2 protein-coding genes are annotated in these 1626 nt (G+C 25.2%); both read right to left on the bottom strand.

Annotated elements, in window-relative coordinates:
- On the bottom strand, positions 1-608 hold a 608-nt coding region (locus AACU95_RS13320), incomplete at its 3' end, for a WbqC family protein (protein ID WP_161737085.1).
- A gap of 8 nt (positions 609-616) precedes the next feature.
- The coding region (locus AACU95_RS13315) for a glycosyltransferase (protein WP_161737084.1) at positions 617-1626 on the bottom strand (1010 nt) is incomplete at its 5' end.

The following is a 1626-nucleotide window of genomic DNA, read 5'->3' as shown; positions in this document are numbered from 1 at the left end:
TTTTTATTATTAAATTGTTGATAAACTACTTCTTTGGGTTTAATAAAATTAAGGAATATCCTATTAGATAAAAACTCTTCTTTTTTATAAAGTTTTTTCCCTCCAATACTATTTATATAGTAGTCGCATTTATATATTTTGCATAATTCTATTAATTTATCTTTAGCATTTTTATCATTATTACGATTGTAATGTATTTTTGATGAGTAATTATATTTAAAATCAATATCTAAATACCTGAATATTTCAATTATTGATTTTGATGCAATGTTAGAAACATTTCTATTCTTATCTGTTAATATTTGTTCAATTACAGGATATACAGAAGAGAAGTAAGGTGCTTTAGAATATGATTGAGATATGGATAATAAAATTTTTCTGATATCTTCTTGAAAATAGAGCTCGTTGATTTTCTTAAAACTAGATGATTTTACTATTGGAATAGTAAATAATTGTGGACCATTTCTAGTTTGAATTCGATTTCTATTAATATATCCACCTTTAATATAATTTACATCATCATAAAATATAAATATATCACTATGATAAGCTAATTGATAATATCCTATATATGGAAATAAGTAAGGTTGCATAACAGCTAATATCATAATTTAAATCACCTTAATTTTATTTTCTTTATTATTTTTTTTATTTTTTCTCTATAGTGAAGAATATATAAAAATTTTCTATATTGATGCAGTTTTTGCTGATTTCGATTAATTTTTTTATGTAATAACCAAGATTTTTCTATGAGTTTTTTTGCTATATCCCATTTTTTTAATAAAAAACATTCGTTAGATCTTATTCTGTATAAGTCAGAAATAACAAAATTTATGTCATCTTTGTTTGCACCTAATTTTATTAATTTCAAAAGATGCTCTTCATGTGAAGTAAGTTCTTTTATTAATTTATTTTCATCAATGATTAGTCTCGAGGATGACCAAGATCCTAATGCATTGATACGATATACGCATGTGATATCAGGTAAGTATACAGCACCGTTACTTATACTACCTAATATTTGATAGTAATAATCTCCAACAGGTGCTTTTTCAAAATATTTCTTAAATTCTATTGCAACATTTCTTCTAAATAAAAGAGATGCTGTTGGCATATACGCTCCTCCTTGCCTGATAACTTCAGATAAGGAGGCAACGAAAATATTTTTATTACGAGCTATTATATTTTCTTTGCCATCTGGCTCTAACGTATATGCGGCACTGAAACAAATATCAATATCTTTTCTTTCTTCTAATATATCCACTTGCTTTTTAATTTTTTTATCATCAACCCAAAAATCATCACCTTCGCATAGAGCAATATAGTTACCAATAGAAAAAGAAAAAGCATTAATTGATGGTTTTAATCCTTGTGAATAAATATTTTTAGCAGGGATAATATGTTTTATTATTTTCGGATAATTATCTGCATATTTTTTTATTATGTCTGATGTAGAATCTGTAGAACAATCATCATGTATAATAAATTCATATCTATAAGGCGTATCTTGGCAGAGTACACCAAGTATTGTATCTTCTATATATTTTTCTTGGTTATATGTACAACATATCACACTTACGAAAACTTCTTCAGAATTCCATTTTTTTATTATTTCTTTTTCTGGCA

It is taken from the genome of Proteus sp. G4415 (assembly GCF_963896075.1).
Taxonomy (GTDB): Bacteria; Pseudomonadota; Gammaproteobacteria; order Enterobacterales; family Enterobacteriaceae; genus Proteus; species Proteus mirabilis.
This window is presented reverse-complemented; position numbering and strand designations above follow the sequence as displayed.